This window comes from Martinezella lusitana (assembly GCF_016901135.1).
In the GTDB taxonomy this organism is placed as follows: Bacteria; Pseudomonadota; Alphaproteobacteria; order Rhizobiales; family Rhizobiaceae; genus Rhizobium; species Rhizobium lusitanum_D.
On sequence record NZ_JAFEVL010000048.1, the window covers coordinates 439601 to 455586 of the forward strand.

Genomic DNA, 15986 nt, shown 5'->3' on the forward strand with positions numbered 1-15986 from the left:
GGCCGCCCGAGCACGGTGGCCGCAAATCACAATTCGCTAAAATCCTCTCGAAATCCGTGTGTTTTGATGGATACGTTGTTAAGCTCCAACGTGTAGCTTCCAACGAAATCAAACCGCTTTCGAGAACAGAATCGTGAACCGCGGCACAAACCTTGTTTCCATCACCCTGCTGTCCCTGTTGACGGCCACACCGAGCTTCGCCCAGGCCAACCTGTGCGACGAATTGCGCGGCCGTTATGCCGATACCACTGAAGTGGTCGGCGCGAGCCAGGAAACGCGCCAGCTTTCGCGCGCCATAGTCCAGCAGAACATGATGATCCGCCGCTTGATGAGCGATCTGCGCAATCAGGGCTGCGTCGAAGACAGCAGCATGGTGATCATCGGCGCGAACAACGAAGGCGTCTGCGACGACATGCGAACGTCGCTGGATGAAATGCGGCACGATCTCGGCCTCTTGACGGATCAGCGCGAAGAGAGCGTCGGCCGCATCGACGCGGCTGGCCTTCAGCGCCGGCAGTTGCTGGATACCATGCAGCGGAACGGCTGCAGCGCGCCGGCCTCGGCCACGCCGGATATCGTCATCGATACCCGCACCAAGCTTGACGCCTATGCGCCGCAGCAGCAGTCCCTCGCGCAGCCGGAAAGCTCGATTACCATAATCGAAACGCCTAAACCCCAGAAGAATTCCGGTCTGCCGCAAAAGCAGGCTCCGGCGGTGACGCAGGTCGAGCCGCAGCAATTCCCGCCGGACCGACCCTACGATCCATCAGCCAACAATGTCCGCCAAGTCGGGCCGCAATTCCTTGCGACCGACCAAGGCGGCATCGACCTCAAGCATCCGAAAGAGGCCGGGCCGCAGCCGACGCAATAGGCTGCCGCAACAGGGCAATGATGATTTCATCGCCCGCTTCCTGCGCGATGTCGCGATAGGATCGTCCTGAGGCATCCCTGACCGAGCGATCCGCGCCGCGCTCCAGCAGCAAGCGTACCGTCTCCGCACGCTGATTGCCGATGGCAAAGCCGAGAGGTGTCATCCAGTCATGATCGGAGCCCGGCCCTCCACGCGGGCGGAAATCGCCAAAGCGGATATTCGCCTGCTCCGGGTGCCTATCAAGAAGGTTTGCTAGCTGCTCGTTTTGTCCAAAGGCCGCCGCGGCAAAGACATCGAGCGGATAGGCTTTCAGAAACTCGACCATCTCCGGTTTGCCGTTGTACTCGGCCCAGCCGATCGCCGACGAATAGAAATAGGGGTCACGAATGGTGGTATCTGAACCATGCTCGATCAGCAGCTTCGCCATGTCGATATGGCCGTGGAGCGCCGCTTCATGCAGCGGGGTACGGCTGGTCATCGCGTTGACGTCGAGGCCGAGCGCCAACATGCGGCGGACCGGTACGAGCGCGTTTTCACCGGCCGCCTCATGCAGCATGGCCGGATGAGCGCGCCGCATCGCCTCGGGAATGTCGATATCACCTGCAACTCTTTTTATGTGCTCGACAAATACCGCTTGATCGGCAGATACATCGCCGGTTGTTAGCTGAATATAGACCCAATCTTCTCGCGTCAGACGGACGGCTATAGCTCCCTGCTGAACGAGATACAGCGCTAGATCCTTGTCATTACCCAGCCGCGCCCATTCGTAAGGCGTTCGCCCATTGACCGCCTTGTTGACGTCTGCCCCATGCTCCACCAGCAGCCTGACGCGCGCGCCCATGCGCTTCTCGCAAGCCCAGGCCAGCTGATAATCGAACACGGTCTTCGAGTTCGCCACCAGCTCGCCGTCCTCGCGCACCAGCCAGTTGTTCCTGTCTTTAGCGGAAAGCCCGTATTCCAACAGAAGCTCCAGGCAGGAATTATCGGGCTCGAACATCCGGTTATAAAGCGCCTGGCTGTCATTCGCTTCAGCACCTGCATCGAGCAGCAAACGCGCGAAAGCCTCGCATTCTGGATGCGGCGGCTGCCGGATCTTGCCGGCTTCGCCCTCGCCGAAAACGCCGGTCAGCGCCGTGAAGCGATACTGGCCACTGTCGAGAAAGAAGGCATTGGGATCGGCGCCACGCTCGATCAGGGCCTTTGCCACCGCCAGGCTGGACCGGCCGGGCACGCGGGCATAGGCGGCATAGAGCAAGGGCGGCCAGTCATGGGGGCCGCCCTTGCGCTCGAGAAGCTGAGGCTGGCGATCGAGCCAGCGCCTCACGCCGTCAGCGTCACCGAGAGCGGCAGCAATATGGATGCTATCCGCGGCAATGTCGGGATTGGCTCCCAGCAATTTTAATGCCTCGTCGAAGCGCGCCTGATCGGCAGCAATATGTGAAAAATAGGAAACCGTTGCCAGCGACAAGAATTGATTGTCAAGCTGATCTCGTGGAGGCTGTCCGCGATCGGCATTTTCCAGATGCGCCTTGAGTTTCGCCCAACTCGAGAAGCCATGTTCGCGTGCGAGGACAAGCTGGATGTCCTGAAGCCCGATATCGGTGACATCGGCAAAGTAAGGCGCGACGCGGCTTCGCGCGGATGCGTCGCCGGAATGAACGGCTTTCAGAAAAGCCTTGGCCTGCTTTTTCAGGGAATCGAGAGTGGCATTAACAGCCAGAGAGCGCGTGGTCACAAAGACCTCCTTTCATTCACGTCCGGTATCCGCGCCCACAGACTGAAAAGAGGTGTGGCAGTCTTTACGTTCTATGCATCAGGTGGGCCTTGCCCTTCCCGCGGATCGGATGCGCCCTGAGAACGACCAAAGATTTATAACGGAGCGCGCAGCCTGTCCAGAGCGCTCATGCTGGCTCGTAGCGGACATAGGCGAATTCATCGCCATTGGGCGACCAGTTCGGCACGTTGATCGAACCCTGTCCGCCGAAGAGTTCGAACAATGTCGTGAGATTGCCGCCATCCATGTCCATCAACCGCATCCGCACATTCAGATCGCGCGGATGGTCGAAGACATCGGGATCGTAGGAGATCAACACGACCTTGTCGTTCCTGGGCGACGGATGGGCAAACCAGTTGCCATAATTATCATCGGTCAACTGCTGCAGCCCCGTGCCATCGGGGTGAATGCGCCAGATCTGCATGAGACCGGTGCGGCTGGAGTTGAAATAGATCCACTCTCCATCGGCCGAAAAGTCCGGGCCATCGTTGCGGCCCTCGCCATGCGTCAATCGCGTCTCTTCACCGCCGTCGATCGAGATCGTGTAGATATCGAAGATGTTGTCGCGGATGCCGCAATAAGAGAAGCGCTGACCATCGGGTGACCAGCCGTGCCAATAGGACGGCAGGTTGGTCGTGACTTGCCTGGGCGTGCCGCCTTCGGCCGGCAGCACATAGATGCAGGATTTGCCATGCTCCGTCTTGTCGGAAATCGCGATCAGCGATCCGTCCGGAGAAATCCCGTGATCGTTATTGCACCGCGCGGCGAAGCCGGTATCGACGCGAACGATCTTGCCACCGCCATCCAACGGCAGCCGGTAAAGCAGCCCGTCGCCGTTCAGCAGCAGATATTGGCCGTCAGGCGAATAATTCGGCGCCTCGATCAGCTGGTCCGTCTGGAAGACCACCCGGTTCGCACCCGTGCGGATATTGTAGATCTCGACCGAGCTGCGCATACGTTCCCCTTTACCGCCGGCGTTGCGATCAGCGATCGCGGAACCGGTTGGTGATTGGATAGCGGCGATCGCGGCCGAAATTCTTCTTGGTGATCTTCACGCCCGGAGCGGACTGCCGACGCTTGTATTCGGCTAGGTAGAGCAGATGCTCGATGCGATGCACCGTCGCGACATCATGTCCACGCGCCACGATCTCCTCGACCGACATTTCCTTTTCCACCAGGCATTCGAGGATATCGTCGAGCGCCGGATAGGGCGGAAGCGAATCCTGGTCCGTCTGGTTTGGTCTCAGTTCAGCCGAAGGCGCCTTATCGATGATGTTATGGGGGATCACCTCGCCCGACGGACCGAGCGCGCCTGGCGGCACATGCAAATTGCGCCAGCGCGACAGCGCATAGACCTGCATCTTGTAGAGGTCCTTGATCGGGTTGAAGCCGCCATTCATGTCGCCATAGAGCGTGGCGTATCCAACGGACATTTCCGACTTGTTACCCGTCGTCACCACCATCGAGCCGAACTTGTTGGAGATCGCCATCAGGATGGTGCCACGGGCACGGCTCTGCAGGTTTTCCTCGGTGATACCGCTTTCGGTGCCTTCAAAAAGGTCCGACAAAGCCGAATTGAAGCCAGTCACCGGCTCCTCGATCGGCACGATATCGTAGCGGCAGCCGAGCGCCTTGGCGCAATCCGCCGCATCCTTCAAAGAATCCTCTGAGGTATAGCGATAGGGCAGCATCACGGTGCGCACCCGCTCCTCGCCAAGCGCATCCACCGCAATCGCCGCGCAGATCGCCGAGTCGATACCGCCGGACAGGCCGAGCACGACCGATTTGAAGCCGTTCTTGTTCACATAGTCGCGGAAGCCCAGCAGGCAGGCGCGGTAATCTGCCTCCTCGCCTTCCGGAATATGCGCCATCGGTCCTTCGGCGCAATGCCAGACGTCGCCGTTCTTCTTCCAGGTAGTGACTGCCAGCGCGGTCTCGAACTGGCTCATCTGAAATGCCAGCGTCTTGTCGGCATTGAAGCCGAAGCTCGCGCCATCAAAAACCAATTCGTCCTGCCCCCCGACCTGGGCGGCAAAAATAAGCGGCAAACCCGACTCGATCACCTGCCGCAAAGCGACCTGGTGACGGACATCGACCTTGCCGCGGTAATAGGGTGAACCGTTCGGAACCAGCAGGATTTCCGCACCGCTCTCGGCCAGCGTTTCACAGATGCCGAGATCGTTCCAGATCTCCTCGCAAATCGGTATGCCAAGGCGGACGCCGCGGAAATTGACCGGCCCCGCGATGGTCCCTTCGTCGAAAACCCGCTTCTCGTCGAACTCGCCGTAGTTCGGCAAATCGACCTTGTCCCTGATGAAGATCACCTTGCCGCCATCGAGCACGGCCACGGAATTGTAGCGGCCGGTGTCGTCCTGCCGTGGGACACCGACGACGACGCCCGGCCCGCCATCGGCGGTATCGGCAGCAAGACTTTCCACGGCTTTCCAGCAGGCGCGGATGAAGGCCGGCTTCAGCACCAGATCCTCCGGCGGATAGCCGGAAATGAACAATTCCGTCAGCATCAGGAGCTGCGCGCCTTCGCGCGCCGCCTCGGCCCGCGCCTCGCGCGCCTTGGCCAGGTTGCCGGAAACGTCGCCGACCGTCGGATTGAGCTGCGCGACGGCGATGCGGATGGTGTGAGTGATCGGGCTTTGCTCTGTCATGCCATACATTTAGCGATGGCATTCTTCTTCCGCAACCGCCTTCCTCCGCCTGCAGCCATCAAAGATCGCGCTACGCGCATAGGCGGTATTTTTACCCGGAAAAATACTAAGCCTACCTTGCGGTTCATCCGGCATTCATGACAGAAGCATGACAATTATATGAATATATTATAGCATTCGGAGAAATCCTTTGGTCGCTCTGGTCATTGGTTCCGCTTTGGCGGGCAGGCTCGTTCTTTTCCGGAAGATCGGCGCCGCAAGACAGAAATCAGCTGTCCTGCGCCAGATTCTGAGCCTTACCCTGACCTTGCTGCTCGCCCTGTCGCTCGTCGTTGGCGTCGAGTGGATTGCGCGCGGCGAATTCTCGACCGTGTTGCCCTACCTGTTTTCTCCATCTCGGCCCGGCTTCACCACCATCGGCATCGTCATGCTGGTCATGTTGATATTGGATGCGATTTTCGGCCGTGCGCATCTATCGGTATTGGTCGCCGCCCCGCTGCTGCTGGTTCCGGCGTTCATTTCCAGCGAGAAGCAGAACTATCTTTCCGATCCGCTTTATCCCTCCGATTTGCTGTTTACGCGACAGATCATGGAATTGATGCCCGTGATGGTGCGTGATCGGCCGTTGACCGCGGTGGCGCTCGCCATCGGCATCATTGCGTCCCTCGCCGCCCTAGCCTTTCTGTGGCGCTACGCCTGGCAACACGCCGCCGCGCTATCGCAAAAGGCGCGCATGATCAGGCTATCGGTATGCCTGCCGCTTGCGGCGCTGTTCGTTTCGCAGATGGACCCGACGCAATATTCCTTCATCCGCGAGAAACTGCGCATCATCCCGATCGTCTGGGATCAGAAGGAAAACTACGGCTATAACGGCTTCGTCATCGCCTTCTCGCTCAACCTGCCGATGGCCGACGTCAAATCCCCGGCGGGCTATGGACCGGACGCGATCGACGCCGTTCCGGCCAGAAACTACGGCTATCTCTCCGGTCCTCGCGAGAAGCCTGACGTCATCATGCTGATGAGCGAATCCCTCTGGGATCCGACCCGGCTTTCCAATATCGCCTTTACGCCCGATCCGATGCCGACGATCCGTGCCAGGCAATCCGGTTACGTCTTTTCGCCGGAATTCGGTGGCATGACCGCTAACGTGGAATTCGAGGCGCTGACGGGCTTTTCCAATGCCTTCCTGCCCTATGGCAGTATTCCCTATCAGCAATATGTGCGCCGGCCGATGCCGTCGCTTGCCACCTTCTTCCGAAGCGAAGGCTATGTGGCACGCGCGCTCCACCCCTTCAGCGGCTGGTTCTGGAATCGCAACGAAGTCTACAAGGCTTTCGGCTTCGAAGAATTCCACACCGAGGAAACCCTGCCGCCGATGGAGAAGCGCGGCATGTTCGCCTCCGACGATTCCCTGATGAAGGAGATCATGCGCGAGGGAGGCGGAGCCGATCAGCCATTCTTCTTCTTCGCTGTCACTCTTCAGGGACATGGCCCCTATGAACCCAATCGCTATGTCCAGAACACGGTAAATATTGCCGGCAATCTCGATGAAAGCGACCGCGAAACGCTTGCCACCTACGCACAGGGCGTCAGGGAAGCCGATGACAGCCTGAAGATGCTAATGGACTGGGCTGAAAAGCGTGACCGTGAAACCATCATCGTCCTCTGGGGCGATCACCTGCCGCCGCTCGGCAGCGTCTATCCGGACACCGGCTACATGCCTCAGCAGGTAGCGACGCGTAAGGCACCGCTCGACGTCATGAAACAGCAGCACGAAACGCCGCTGGTCATCTGGTCGAGCAAGAAAGGCGTGCGCAAGGATGTCGGTACGATCAGCCCGTCACAACTGCCCTATCACGTGCTGAAAACAGCCGGATATGAGCATCCCTTCTACACCGGCTTCCTCGGCCGCGTGCAGAAGAAATACACGATCATCGACCGCTACCAGCTCGCGACGCGCGACAACGAGGCTTTCCCGGACTGGGCGCGCAAGGAACAGGACCTCGACCCGATGGTGCGCGACTATCGCTACCTGCAGCACGACATCATGTTCGGACGGGAATATGGATTGGACCGCTTCTTCCCGTCGCATGGCTGGCTGGTCAGCCAGGGGAGCTAGCGGATCGAACGCAACGGTCGGGCCGAACACGCAATGTTGGATTCGATCCACCATGTCGCGACCCATTTCGCGTTGCATTTTCATTGAGCAGTCGAATACTTGGCGCTCAAAGGTGATCAAGCCCCCGGAGTGTCTCATGTACAATCTGCCCAATTTCGTCCACCAGCATTTCGACAAGACGGCCGAAGAGCTAGGCGAGACAGAAAAGCGCGTGCTCAAGAAAGCGCATGAGCGCAAGATCGTCTCGACCGATATCAATGCGGCCTTCTCCGCCAATGCGTCCTATGGCGAACGCCTCGCCGACGGCATCGCCCGTGTCGGCGGCTCGTGGTCCTTCATCGTCTGCTTCCTGCTGTTCCTGGTCTTCTGGTGCATCGTCAACACCATCGTTCTCCTCACCCGCGCCTTCGATCCCTACCCTTTCATCTTCCTCAACCTCGTCCTCTCCATGGTCGCCGCCATCCAGGCGCCGATCATCATGATGTCCCAGAACCGCCAAACCGAACGCGATCGCTTCGAAGCCGCCAAGGACTACGAGGTCAATCTCAAGGCTGAACTCGAAGTCCTCTCGCTGCACCAGAAGATCGACATGCAGGTGCTGACGGAGCTTTCGGTGGTCAAGGAGGAAATCGCCAAATTGAGCAAGCTGGTGGCAGAAAAGGGCGGCATCTGAGGATCAGTCTGACGGCCCTGCCGTGAGCAGCCCCGGCCGCCCCTGCCTGTATTGCGGCAGCCCGTCGGTGATCTCGTAATAATCGCCCTTGTCGGCGCAGTAGATATGACAGGCGACCTCAAGACCGCTTGGCTGGTCGAAAAGCCCGGCCATGATTGAGATTTCCTCGGCACCATCCGCCGCCCAGAATAGGGCCGAGCCGCAGGACTTGCAGAAGCCGCGGCGCGCAAATGAGCTGGCGCGATACCAGGTTATCGCCTCTTCCCCCTCGATGAAGAGGTTGCCGATCTGAACATTGGTGGCCGCATAATAGAGCCCGGTCTGCTTGCGGCATTGCGAACAATGGCAGGCGACCACCTCGCGCAACTCTCCGCGTGTTCTGAAACGCACGCTGCCGCAAAGGCAGGCCCCGGTATGTTCGTCGCTCATAGTCGTTCCCCTTTTTCAGGGAACCTTCCCGAGAACGACATGCCGGTCAATCTCAAAGAAATGAAGCGCATCTTCAGCCGGATTGATCTATCCGGCACAAATGCAAACGGGCCGGCTTTTCGCCGGCCCGTTTGATAAATCAGAGATCCGTTTTCACTCAGCCGTGGGCGCGCAGGCGCTTCTCGTCGCGGCCGCCCTTCATCCGCTCGGCGAGCAGGAAGGCAAGCTCGAGTGCCTGGTCGGCATTGAGGCGCGGGTCGCAATGGGTGTGGTAGCGATCCTGCAGATCCTCTGCGCCGACAGCGCGGGCGCCGCCTGTGCATTCGGTCACGTCCTTACCGGTCATCTCGATGTGGATGCCGCCCGGATGCGTGCCTTCGGCGCGATGGATCTGGAAGAAGCTTTCGACTTCCGACAGGATGCGCTCGAACGGACGCGTCTTGTAGTTGTTGAGCGTGATCGTATTGCCATGCATCGGATCGCAGGACCACACGACCTTGCGGCCTTCCTTCTCGACGGCGCGGATGAGCCGCGGCAGGTTGTCGGCAACCTTGTCGTGGCCGAAGCGGCAGATCAGCGTCAGACGGCCGGCCTCGTTCTGAGGGTTGAGGATATCGATCAGATTGAGCAGATCGTCTGCCTGCAGCGAAGGACCACACTTCAGACCGATCGGGTTCTTGATGCCGCGGAAATATTCGACATGTGCATGGTCGGCCTGGCGCGTACGATCGCCAATCCAGAGCATGTGACCCGAGGTTGCGTACCAATCGCCGGAGGTGGAATCGACGCGGGTGAACGCCTCTTCATAGCCGAGCAGCAGCGCCTCGTGGCTGGTGAAGAAATCGGTCTCGCGCAGGTTCGGATTGGTCTCGGCGGTGATGCCGATCGCTCTCATGAAATCCATGGTCTCGCCGATACGATCGGCAAGCTTGCGATAGCGTTCGCCCTGCGGGCTGTCCTTGACGAAGCCGAGCATCCACTTCTGCACGTTTTCGAGGTTGGCATAGCCACCCATGGCGAAAGCACGCAGCAGGTTGAGCGTTGCGGCAGACTGGCGATAAGCCATCATCTGACGCTCCGGATTGGGAATGCGTGACTCTTCGTTGAAGTCGATGCCGTTGACGATGTCACCGCGGTAGCTCGGCAGAGATATGCCGGCCTGTGTTTCGATACCCGAAGAACGCGGCTTGGCGAACTGGCCGGCAATACGGCCGACCTTGACGACCGGCAGCTGCGCACCAAAAGTCAGCACGACTGCCATCTGCAGGAATGCGCGGAAGAAGTCACGGATGTTGTCCGCGCCATGTTCCGCGAAGCTTTCGGCGCAATCGCCGCCCTGCAACAGGAAACCATTGCCTTCGGCGACATTGGCAAGATGCGCTTTCAGACGGCGGGCCTCACCGGCAAAAACAAGCGGTGGATAGCTTGCAAGCTGCGCTTCCGTTGCCGCCAGTGCCGCCGGATCCGGATATTCCGGCACCTGCTGGATCGGTTTCTGCCGCCAACTGCTGGGTGTCCAATTCTGTGCCATCTCACTCACCTGCTTGTGCGCCCGGTCTTTGCCGGGTGTCCCGTCGTAAATAACGCGCGCTTATAAACCTTTGCCGGTCGCTTGCAAAGGCAGGCGAACTACTGTGCGAATCTTTTATGGCGTTGGCGACGACTGCGCCGATCCAATCCGTTACACGCGCTCGCCATTGCGGATGCGATAGCTCGGCGAATACATCGTCACCAGTTCTTCCGACGCGGTCGGATGAACGGCCATGGTGTGGTCGAAATCATCCTTGGTGCAGCCTGCCTTGATCGGTATGCCGAGCAGTTGCGCCATCTCGCCGGCATCATGGCCGAGAATATGCGCGCCGATCACCTTGCGGTCGGCGGCATTGACGATCAGCTTCATGATCATCTTCTCGCTGCGGCCCGAAAGCGTCGCCTTCATCGGCCGGAATTGTGCTCGATAGACTTCGAGCTCCGGATAACGCTTGGCCGCGTCCTCTTCGGTCAGGCCGACCGTGCCGATCTCCGGCTGCGAGAAGACAGCCGTCGGGATCAGTTCATGATCCGGCCGCGTCGGATTGTTCTTGTAGACGGTTTCGATGAAGCACATGGCCTCGTGGATGGCCACGGGCGTCAGCTGTACCCGATCGGTGACGTCTCCAAGCGCATAGATGTTCGGCACGGAGGTGCGCGAATATGCGTCGACAACGATGGCGCCTTGCTCGTTGATTGCAACGCCGGCAGCTTCCAATCCGAGATTGGCGGTATTCGGGGTGCGACCGAGCGCAAGCATGACCGTATCGACCGTCAAGGCCTTGTCATTTTTCGTCCGGACGCTGAGCCCATTCTCCGTCTTCTCCACGCTCGTGATGATATCGTGGCAAAGAATGCGGATGCCCTTCTCCTCCATCGCCTCATGCAGGCCCTTGCGCAGGTCCTGGTCGAAGCGCGACAGGATCTCGGCGCCGCGATAGATCAGCGTCGTCTCGACGCCGAGCCCATGGAAGATATTGGCGAATTCGACGGCGATATAGCCGCCGCCGGCAATCAGGATCGACTTTGGCAGCTCTGCCAGATGGAAGGCTTCGTTCGAAGAGATGCAGAATTCATGACCGGGCAAGGCCGTATGCAGGTTGGGCCTGCCGCCGGTCGCGATGACGATGGTTTCCGCAGTCACCGTCTGGCCGGTCTTCAACAGGCGAACCGTATGAGCGTCCACGAGTTCGGCGCGCGTGTCGAATATGTCAGCCTTGGCATTGTCGAGCCCCTTGCGATAGAGCCCTTCCAGCCGGGCGATTTCCTTGTCCTTCGCCTCGATCAGCTTCTTCCAGTCGAAGCTGCTTTCGCCGACCGTCCAGCCGAAACCGGCCGCATCCTCGAAATGCTCACTGTACTGCGAAGCATAGACAAAAAGCTTCTTCGGCACGCAGCCGCGAATGACGCAGGTGCCGCCGTAGCGATACTCCTCGGCGATGCCGACCTTCTTGCCAAGCGACGCCGCCACGCGCGCGCCGCGCACGCCGCCGGAGCCGCCGCCAATCACGAAAAGGTCGAAATCAAACGAAGGCATCGATGGCTCCTGTAGACATGAAAAGGCGCGCAAAGCGCTGATGGGGATCGGCATTCATATAGGAAGCCGGGGCATAAAAAGAAAAGCCCGGAATGATCCGGGCTTTGAATTTGCAACTGCCAGCCGATTCCCGAAAACGTGAAACTCCCTCTCGAGAACGATCGCAGCAGAAATTACGGCTTACTGCTTCGGTGCCGGCTGTACGGCAGCGCCTGCGTCAGGCGCAGTGACCGGCTGCTTGACGACCTTCTGCAGAGCGTCATTGCTCTGGTTGGCGAGGTCACGCGAAATGCCCTGGCTCCAGATATCGGCCGCCTTGTAAAGTTCGCGGGTTGCCAGCGGACCGTCCTTCAGAAGCTTCTTGCCAGCTGCCGAACTGTAGAAATCAGCGATTGCCTTGAGCTCGTCGGACGAGAAGGCCTTGGCGTAGGTCACGGCAGCTTCGCGCTCCAGATCGGCGCGGCGCGGCGCGAGCGCCAGAGCGGTGGCGTCAACCGTCGAGTTGATCGCGTCGCCGAAATTCGGGTTGGCCTGAATCATCGTGCTCTTCAGCTGCTCGGCGAGATTCGGCAGAATATTGTCGAACTGATTGGTGATGCCGAGTGCATTGATCGCGGCGCGCGCCGCCTTGATCTGATCCTCGGAAACTTCCTGAGCGCTGACAGAGCCGAACGCGATGCCCGAAAGAAGAATGGTTGCAGCGGCAAAACGGCCAAGGCCCGCTAGTTTGATCATGAGATGAGTGCTCCTATGTATTGTTCGCCCGCAACGTACGCGCACCGGCAGGGCCGGCGATGATCGCTAATGTCGCCATATTGATAAAGAGCCCGTGTTCGACAACTCCGGGAATCGAGTTAAGCTCATTCGACAGCGCCTCTGCATCAGGAATGCGGCCGAAAGATGCATCAAGGATAAAATGTCCGCCGTCGGTAACAAAGCTATTGTCACCCGCGCGACGCAGGTTGAACGCGCCCGACAAGCCCAAGCGCGATGCAGCCTTTTCGATAAGGATACGGGTAGAAGCAAGGCCGAAGGGATTGACCTCGATCGGCAGCGGAAATGCGCCGAGCGTCTGAACGATCTTGCTTTCGTCAGCAATGACGATCATGCGGGCCGTTGAGGCCGCGACGATCTTTTCGCGCAACAGCGCGCCGCCGCCGCCCTTGATCAGCGTCAGCGCTCCATCCACTTCATCGGCACCATCAATGGCAAGATCAAGTTCGGGAAGCTCATCCAGCGACTTCAGCGGCACGCCAAGCTCGTTGCAGAGTTTTGCCGTCCGTTCCGAGGTCGGAACACCCTCAATCGAGAGACCGGATGCGACTTTTTCGGCGAGCAGCCGAACGAACTCCTCCGCCGTGCTGCCTGTGCCGATCCCCAGGCGCATGCCGCTCTCGACATAGGTCAGGGCCACCCTCGCAGCCTCAATCTTCATCTGGCGGGCGTCCATGCGCCACCTGCTCCCATTGTTACGTTGGTCTGCTGTTTACACGGCTCTCCAGCCAAACGAAAGCCAAAATAACGGCATAACCTAGAAATCCCGTGCCGCTTCGCCAAGGCTTCCCGGGGCCTTCGGTTGCAATTGCCCGCGCGATCTTCTAACTCGGGAAAGCGCTCTTTTTCTTCTTATGCAAAGGCCGATTCCTCGTGAAATCCCCCCTTGTCGTATTCGATCTCGATGGCACGCTGCTGGACACGCATGCAGATCTCATCGTCAGCCTGAACCACACGATCGCGGCACTCAAGCTGCCGCCGGTCAGCTATGACGACGTGACGCACCTCGTCGGCTATGGCGCGCAGGTGATGATCGAACGGGCTTGCAAGCTGCATGGCTATACGCTGACCTCCGCGGAACTACCAGCCCTGATGCAGCGCTTCATTACCCATTATTCAGAAACGATGCCGGGCGTCACGCAACCCTATCCCGGGCTCGTGGCTGCACTCAGCACGCTGAAGGGCAAGGGCTACAAGCTGGCCGTCTGCACGAACAAGATGGAATCCCTCGCACGCACGCTTCTCGATAGGCTCGATCTCACGCATTATTTCGAAGCTATCACCGGCGGCGATACGTTCGCCGTGCGCAAACCGAATGCCGAGCACCTGATCGGCACCGTCGAACGCGCCGGGGGCGATATCGCCCGCACCATCATGATCGGCGACAGCGTCAACGACATTCTCGTCGCCCGCAACGCCGGCGTCCCTTCGATCGCCGTCCCCTTCGGCTATTCCGATGTCGGCATCGAAACGCTCGGCCCGAACCGCATCATCTACCACTACGACGAACTCACGCCCGAACTCGTCGAGGGGTTGCTCGTCGCCTGAGATATTCACATTCCTAAATTGCAAAAGGGCGGCCGATCGGCCGCCCTTTATTGTCTCTCGACGTTACGCTGAAACTCAAATCTGAGCCGTGCGCGACTTGGTGGTCGTATCGAGCGCCTTCAGCGTCGCCGCGTCGCGGTCGTAGACGTCGTTGAAATATTGGATAACGCCGTCCTTGTTCGGCCAGGCGGTGAAGTAGGCGATATAGATCGGGAACTTCTGCGGCACGGCAACGGCCTTGTTCTGGCCGTCTGCGATCTGCTTGGCGACATCATCGACCGTGGTGTTCAGGACGGCCGCAGCCATTGCGCGCGGATCGGCAAGGCGGACGCAGCCGTGGCTGAGCGCGCGCATGTCCTTCTTGAAGAAGCTCTTCTGCGGCGTGTCATGCATGTAGATCGCATGCGAATTCGGGAAGAGGATCTTCAGTTCACCGAGAGCGTTGTCGCTGCTCGGCGGCTGGCGCACGGAGATGCTTTTGGTCGAGCCGTACCAGTCGACGCTGGACGATGCGACGGCGTGACCACCGACTTCGACCTGGTAGCCCATACGATCGAGATAGTTCGGATCGGCGCGCAGCTTCGGCAGCATCTCGTTGATGATGATCGACTGCGGAACACCCCAGAACGGATTGAACTCGACGGTCTGAACCTGATTTTCGAAGAAGAAGGTCTGATGCTGCTTGCCGCCGACAACGACGCGCATCGACAGCTGTTCCTGGTTATTGTTGTAATAATAGACCATGAACGCCGGCTGATTGATCAGGACGTAGCGCGGCCCGAGCTCGGGCGGCAACCACCGCAGCTGCTCCATGGCAATGATCAGCTTCTGGATCTTCGTATCGTTGTTCTCGCCGACCATGGCGCGAACGGAAGACGGGCCGATCACGCCGTCCGACGTCAGGCCCTTTTCCTTCTGGAAGTCTTCGACCAGTGACACGAGCTCGGGCGTATAATCCGGCGTGTCTTGATAGGACGCGAAGACATCCGCATGCGCCGTCTTCAGCGCATCAGATCCGCGATGCTGGATCGCCTTGACGATATTGGCCATTTCCGGCGAGCTGCCGCCCGGCTTCAGAGTGCCCGTCAAAGAGATCGAAATATGGCTCCCATCCGCGGAACTGGCCTCTGCTCGAAGCTTGGCAAGTTCGGCCTTGAGCAGCGCGAATTGCTGGTTGGAAGGGTTGCGGCTGTTGAGATAGGCGGCAACGTCCGGGCTTGCGCGCAGCACGTCGAGCGTAGCCGGCAGATTGACGTCCTTGCGCTTGAAATCGTGATAGCCGGAGATCCTGTTCGGGTCGAGACGGCCACGGATCGTATCCTGGACGAACATCAGCACCTTGCTGGAGAGCGTCAGCTCGAATTGCGTGAGGGCGCGGTCGCGCATCACCGGGTCGGCGGCGGGGTCGAAGCTCGGCGGCGTCACCGTATAATCCGAGGGATCGAGGCCGACGGAACCGGCGTCGGCGAGAACGGCCATCGCAGCCTTCGCCTTATCGCTGACGGCATGATCGGCGATCCAAAGCAGCGGCTTGTTCTGATCTGCGTAATAGGACTCGATTGCCTTGGCCACATCGTTGGTGGCCATGACGCGCGCGTCCGCAAGGTAGCGGCGCTGCGACGACTCAGTATCGACGGCAACCGGTGCGGGCGACGCATCGGCAACGGCTCCGGTCACTACCGGATCGGCAAAATGCGCCGTCGACACCAGACGCATCGCGTCTGCCTTGTAGGTATAATATTTCGGCGCGCTGACCGTGGGAAGCGGCAGCTTGGCCTGTCCGGGCTCATTGGGGTCCATCATCGTCTGCGCCGGATTGCCGGGAACCGGAGCCGAGACTTGCGTGCTCTGCTGGCGTCCCTGGCCACCGCGGATGAAATCCATGAGGGTCATGGCGTTCGCGGACGTCGCGCCGATGGCGGAAAGGCAACAGGAGAGAGCCAGGACGGATGCTGTGGCTTTGGTGACGAGTTTCATTCTGTAATCAGTCCCTTGTCGAGCGGTAACTTCGAGCTAGCGGTGCTGTTTTCAACCCGGCCGCGATGTCGGAAACATCGTATACCGACTA

Annotated in this window: 13 protein-coding genes; 4 read left to right on the forward strand and 9 right to left on the reverse strand. The window is 59.5% G+C overall.

The features are described from left to right. Positions 1-133: 133 nt before the first annotated feature. Positions 134-871 (forward strand): hypothetical protein, encoded by a 738-nt coding sequence (locus JTP94_RS22950; RefSeq protein ID WP_204852733.1) that lies wholly within the window; start codon positions 134-136, stop codon positions 869-871. Here JTP94_RS22950 and JTP94_RS22955 read toward each other — a convergent pair. From JTP94_RS22955 to JTP94_RS22965, 3 genes are all read right to left on the reverse strand, one after another. Next, complete coding sequence (locus JTP94_RS22955) at positions 831-2606, reverse strand: ankyrin repeat domain-containing protein (protein ID WP_204852734.1); 1776 nt, start codon at positions 2604-2606, stop codon at positions 831-833. The two genes, JTP94_RS22950 and JTP94_RS22955, sit on opposite strands and share 41 nt — an antisense overlap. A 166-nt stretch (positions 2607-2772) precedes the next feature. Beyond that, positions 2773-3600: a PD40 domain-containing protein gene (locus tag JTP94_RS22960; RefSeq protein WP_204852735.1), complete on the reverse strand. Its 828-nt coding sequence runs from the start codon at positions 3598-3600 to the stop codon at positions 2773-2775. Positions 3601-3628: 28 nt separating this feature from the next. Then, positions 3629-5308 (reverse strand): NAD+ synthase, encoded by a 1680-nt coding sequence (locus JTP94_RS22965; protein WP_204852736.1) that lies wholly within the window; start codon positions 5306-5308, stop codon positions 3629-3631. Positions 5309-5498: 190 nt separating this feature from the next. Here JTP94_RS22965 and JTP94_RS22970 point away from each other — a divergent pair, with 190 nt between their 5' ends. Together JTP94_RS22970 and JTP94_RS22975 are read left to right on the forward strand one after the other, a co-directional pair. After that, positions 5499-7427, forward strand: coding sequence for an LTA synthase family protein (locus JTP94_RS22970; RefSeq protein ID WP_204852737.1), 1929 nt, complete (start codon positions 5499-5501; stop codon positions 7425-7427). Between the two features lie 136 nt (positions 7428-7563). Further along, entirely contained in the window at positions 7564-8100 is a 537-nt protein-coding gene (locus JTP94_RS22975; RefSeq protein WP_204852738.1) for a DUF1003 domain-containing protein, read from the forward strand. Positions 8101-8103: 3 nt separating this feature from the next. Here JTP94_RS22975 and JTP94_RS22980 read toward each other — a convergent pair whose 3' ends face one another. The 5 genes from JTP94_RS22980 to rpiA form a co-directional block, all read right to left on the reverse strand. Next, positions 8104-8529 (reverse strand): GFA family protein, encoded by a 426-nt coding sequence (locus JTP94_RS22980; protein ID WP_204852739.1) that lies wholly within the window; start codon positions 8527-8529, stop codon positions 8104-8106. Positions 8530-8686: 157 nt separating this feature from the next. Beyond that, the gene (locus JTP94_RS22985) at positions 8687-10060 is read right to left on the reverse strand and encodes a class II 3-deoxy-7-phosphoheptulonate synthase (protein ID WP_204852740.1); all 1374 of its coding nucleotides are present in this window, start codon (positions 10058-10060) and stop codon (positions 8687-8689) included. Between the two features lie 150 nt (positions 10061-10210). Then, positions 10211-11596: a glutathione-disulfide reductase gene (gor, locus tag JTP94_RS22990; protein ID WP_204852741.1), complete on the reverse strand. Its 1386-nt coding sequence runs from the start codon at positions 11594-11596 to the stop codon at positions 10211-10213. 180 nt (positions 11597-11776) lie between these two features. After that, positions 11777-12331 carry a DUF2059 domain-containing protein gene (locus tag JTP94_RS22995; protein ID WP_204852742.1) on the reverse strand — a complete coding sequence of 185 codons (555 nt, stop codon included), beginning with the start codon at positions 12329-12331 and terminating at the stop codon, positions 11777-11779. Positions 12332-12344: 13 nt separating this feature from the next. Further along, complete coding sequence (gene rpiA / locus JTP94_RS23000; protein ID WP_204852743.1) at positions 12345-13046, reverse strand: ribose-5-phosphate isomerase RpiA; 702 nt, start codon at positions 13044-13046, stop codon at positions 12345-12347. Positions 13047-13243: 197 nt separating this feature from the next. On the opposite strand from rpiA, the gene JTP94_RS23005 reads away from it, so the two are divergent. Continuing rightward, positions 13244-13918: an HAD family hydrolase gene (locus tag JTP94_RS23005; RefSeq protein ID WP_204852744.1), complete on the forward strand. Its 675-nt coding sequence runs from the start codon at positions 13244-13246 to the stop codon at positions 13916-13918. Between the two features lie 75 nt (positions 13919-13993). Here JTP94_RS23005 and JTP94_RS23010 read toward each other — a convergent pair whose 3' ends face one another. Beyond that, positions 13994-15895, reverse strand: a complete 1902-nt coding sequence (locus JTP94_RS23010; protein WP_204852745.1) for a murein L,D-transpeptidase — start codon at positions 15893-15895, stop codon at positions 13994-13996. Positions 15896-15986: the final 91 nt, after the last annotated feature.

Coding starts and splice junctions, on each gene's coding strand:
- JTP94_RS22980 (WP_204852739.1), bottom strand. CDS start 8,529: ATGAGCGACGAACATACCGGGGCCTGCCTTTGCGGCAGCGTGCGTTTC.
- JTP94_RS22995 (WP_204852742.1), bottom strand. CDS start 12,331: ATGATCAAACTAGCGGGCCTTGGCCGTTTTGCCGCTGCAACCATTCTT.
- rpiA (WP_204852743.1), bottom strand. CDS start 13,046: ATGGACGCCCGCCAGATGAAGATTGAGGCTGCGAGGGTGGCCCTGACC.
- JTP94_RS22975 (WP_204852738.1), top strand. CDS start 7,564: ATGTACAATCTGCCCAATTTCGTCCACCAGCATTTCGACAAGACGGCC.
- gor (WP_204852741.1), bottom strand. CDS start 11,596: ATGCCTTCGTTTGATTTCGACCTTTTCGTGATTGGCGGCGGCTCCGGC.
- JTP94_RS22960 (WP_204852735.1), bottom strand. CDS start 3,600: ATGCGCAGCTCGGTCGAGATCTACAATATCCGCACGGGTGCGAACCGG.
- JTP94_RS22985 (WP_204852740.1), bottom strand. CDS start 10,060: ATGGCACAGAATTGGACACCCAGCAGTTGGCGGCAGAAACCGATCCAG.
- JTP94_RS22965 (WP_204852736.1), bottom strand. CDS start 5,308: ATGACAGAGCAAAGCCCGATCACTCACACCATCCGCATCGCCGTCGCG.
- JTP94_RS23010 (WP_204852745.1), bottom strand. CDS start 15,895: ATGAAACTCGTCACCAAAGCCACAGCATCCGTCCTGGCTCTCTCCTGT.